A 3,797-nucleotide genomic window follows, 5' to 3' on the forward strand; every position below is an offset into this window, starting at 1 on the left:
CGAGGCTCAACCATACTCTCTGTGTTAGTTTTTGCGATCGCACTTAATTATACTTTGGCGAGAGTGACAAAAGAGGGGTAATTAGCCGGACATGATATGAGTGGGGAGATGAGTTTTTCCCCTCTGCTCCTCTGCCTCTTACCATGCCCCATTTACACAACTTGAAAATTAAAACTCAAACTTGCCCAATTATTCACATCCAAGATATATGAGTCGGTTGCTGTGCCGTTCATTTCGGTTTTGATGAAGCTGGCGTTGTGCAAATCTTGGAGTAAGGCTTGGACGACATCTAATGATTTGGACAATGGGGTAATTGGATGCTGGTCTGGCGTGGGATACTTTGCAGTGTTTAAGACGGCGAGAGTTGCACTGAAGGGAGCGGTACTAAAAATTAGCTGTTGTTCCAAAAAGAAGGCCGGCGCTGCAATTACCCATTCAGAACCAGTGTTGTTTTCAGGCAAAGTAACGGTTTCACCTGGGGGAATGACAATTTCTCTAAAAAGGAGTTTATTTTCTGTAGTGTTTGGTTCTTGTGGGATTTCCCAAGCGTAGAAAACAGTTGCAGTCTGATTATTTTTTAAACCTAGCAAAATTAAGTATACTGGGCGATCGCTTTGATTTTGCAGCCGATATTGCATCCGGCTGCCGATGGGGACAAGGGGAGTGGGGAGTGTTGACTGTTGAGTGTTGAGTGTTGAGTGTTGGGTTCGTAGTGTTTGGCGTTGGGTTACGGCTTGGGGTGATTTATCACTAATTATCTCTAGGGTTGCTTGGATGGCTAGGCGGGAAGAACCTTGATTTTCTGTGAGTCGCCATAATTTGGCTGCTAATAAGGTGGATAATTTTGGTGCTAACCGCAGTACTGCAACTTTTACCGCTTCGCCCACTTCGCCGGCGGTGTTGGGAATTAACTCACCATCCAAAGTAAATAGTCCGTAGCGACTGGGTGTTTGCTGGAGCTTACCAAATATATAATCAGCTGGTTGTTCCCCTGCAACTACGGTGGACACATGAGCAGTAGCAGCAAAGCCACTGGTGGCGTCTACTCGTTCAATTCTTTCTAGCCGAGTATCTAGACCAATTACTAAATTAATATTTTTTGGTAAAACCCGCGCTGCTTCTTCGACAAATTGCCCTACTTGTGGGGGAATTGCACCTTCAATTTTCAACAGTTGCGCTTTTGCTGTTAACCCACTACGCGATCGCAATACCAATTGCTCTGTTGTTGGTAGAGTCAATCGAGAATTCACTCCGTAGTATAGCAGCACTTGGGGAGGTAATCCCGCCAACCACAGCTGCACTGTTTTACCGTCTTCTTCAACGGCTCTCACTACGCCCTCTGCACCAATGTTACTATCTGGCAGTATGGACGTTACATCTAACTTCTCTACATTTTGATTTTTTTGTGTCGTTAATATATTTGGTTGCTGTTTGCTACCCAATTTATACAAAGAATTTTCCACATGAGAAAGAGCCACTTGAATTTTAGTCGCTGGGGTAGCTTCCCATAAATACTGAGTCAAGGCATAAGTAAATAACCCCGCACTAAAACCAGAAAAAATTCCTTCCCTCGCAGACTGCTTGGGACTAGAAGTAGCAGTTAACACAACAGGATTACTGAGTGGTTTTTGAGTTTTCAGTTGTTTGAGAAAATCTATTTCCTCTGCTACGAGCTTAGCTTCTGGTGACTCCTGGAGGGCGCGATTTTTTAATCCAATAACTGAACTTGGAACAGAATAACTAGTATCTAGTACCGCAGTGACTCGGCTTGTGGGGAGCGATCGCAATAATAACAGTAAACTTTCTTCTAATAAATAATTGACTATTTTTTCATTTTCTAATATCTGAGTTTCATTAGCCGACACCAGAGCATTTTCCATTGTCTCTGAGGATGTTTCCAATTTGACACGGCTACCATAGCCACTAAAATGAAACACCACCACATCGTCGGCTTGAGCTTCCTTACCCAGGTGGTCTAAAAAAGCCGCCTCAATGAATTCCCTACTTGCTTGTTCCTCAGTTAAGGTGAGGATATCCGACCTTTGAAAGCCAAAGCGATGTATTAAAAGTTCCCTTTGCAGTTCCACATCAGTGAGACAACCACTGAGGGGTGGAATTTTAGGATATTGGTTAATACCGATTAATAAAGCCAACTTGCGCGGACTAGGTTGTGCCAAAGCATAGTAATAGCGGTTTCCCAGAGTCAACCACTCAGCTTCAGTCAGCCCCAATACCGCGAGTATTGAGCCAATTCTGTTGAAAAACGTGCGCCGTTTCATAATTAGCCATCATTTCTCAGCCTACCAGCTAGCAGCTTAAAGGTTTAAGGACTGTAGTGTAAAGGGGGCAGTGGGGTAGGGGGAAAGTGGAAAGGGCAAAGGGGAAAGGAAAGATCCCTCATAATACCCTTTTCCCTTTTCTTTTTTCCCTTTTCCTTTTTCCCTTTTTCCTTTTCCCTTTTCCCTACCCGAAGGGTTATACCCTAAACCGACACCTGTATCCGCATTGCCCGTGCTAATTCGGCGGCTACTTCTGGGCGAGAAAATTCTGGTGGAGGTAATTCACCGCGTCGCAGCATTTCTCTGACTTTGGTTCCGGAGAGGTGTATGCGTTCTTCTGGTTTGCTGGGACTGGTTTTAGTTGTCGCCATCTGCTTGGTACGGGTACAGTAGAAGGCGTGTTCAAATTTCATGGGCACGATGCCTAATTCACTTGGCTCAAATTCATCAAAGATGTATTGAGCGTCATAAGTGCCATAATAATTACCAACTCCGGCATGGTCGCGGCCGACGATAAAGTGGGTGCAGCCGTAGTTTTTACGCACTAGGGCGTGGAATATAGCTTCACGAGGGCCGGCATAACGCATGGCGGCGGGATTAATTGCTAAAATTACCCTGTCGCTAGGATAGTAGTGTTCCAGCAAAATCTCATAGCAGCGCATCCGCACGTCGGCGGGAATATCATCATCTTTGGTTGCGCCGACTAATGGATGTAAAAATAAAGCATCCACTGTTTCTAAGGCGCACTTTTGGATGTATTCGTGGGCGCGGTGGATGGGGTTGCGAGTTTGAAAACCAACGATGGTTTTCCAATTATTTTCGCGGAAGATTTGCCGGGAAGCGGCGGGATCGATTTGATAAGTGGGAAAAAGAGGATGGGGTTCCCGTTGTAATAGCCAGATGTCACCAGCCAGATGTACTGAGCCTTGATTATAGATTACCTGTACGCCTGGATGATTGGCATCATCAGTGCGATAGACATTAATTGCCTCGCGGGTTTTGTCGTACTGGTATTTTTGGCTGAGTTGCAAAACTCCAATAAACTTACCTGCGGGGTTATCGAGGCGAATTAAGCTGCCTTCTTGGAGAGGGGAAGCTACTTCTTCGGCTACCGATAGTGTAATTGGTATCGACCACACAAGACCGTTAGCTAATCGCATTTGTGTGACGGTGCCATTGTAGTCTTCCTGGTTCATAAAACCCGTCAGTGGACTAAAAGCACCGATCGCTATCATTTCTAAATCGGATACAGCGCGATCGTCAAGCTGCACTCGCGGCAAAAAGTCCGCTTTTGAGAGAAATTCTTCTCTTTGTTCTGGTGTGGCGATACGGTTAACTAACTGTCCACCGTGGGGGGCAATGGCATCTTTCTGGTGACTCAACGTAATCCCCTCTGAGTTATTACTGCTATTGTTTCAGACTATGTACTAACTTACCAAATGGTGGGACAAAAGAGATGGGGAGTGTGGGGAGTGTGGGGAGAGAGGGGAGTGTGGGGAGTGTGGGGAGAGAGGGGAG

2 protein-coding genes are annotated in these 3,797 nt (G+C 45.6%); both read right to left on the reverse strand.

The features are described 5' to 3' along the window. Positions 1 to 152: 152 nt before the first annotated feature. Positions 153 to 2,279: a caspase family protein gene (locus tag GNE10_RS32770; protein ID WP_185570191.1), complete on the reverse strand. Its 2,127-nt coding sequence runs from the start codon at positions 2,277 to 2,279 to the stop codon at positions 153 to 155. Positions 2,280 to 2,482: 203 nt separating this feature from the next. Continuing rightward, positions 2,483 to 3,661 (reverse strand): sulfate adenylyltransferase, encoded by a 1,179-nt coding sequence (gene sat / locus GNE10_RS32775; protein WP_099066316.1) that lies wholly within the window; start codon positions 3,659 to 3,661, stop codon positions 2,483 to 2,485. Positions 3,662 to 3,797: the final 136 nt, after the last annotated feature.

Origin of the sequence: Nostoc sp. 2RC (assembly GCF_014222165.1) — a bacterium.
Taxonomy (GTDB): Bacteria; Cyanobacteriota; Cyanobacteriia; order Cyanobacteriales; family Nostocaceae; genus Nostoc; species Nostoc linckia.

What these genes read in the sequence shown, in the direction of transcription:
- GNE10_RS32770 (WP_185570191.1), bottom strand. Translation starts at nt 2,279, where the DNA reads ATGAAACGGCGCACGTTTTTCAACAGAATTGGCTCAATACTCGCGGTA.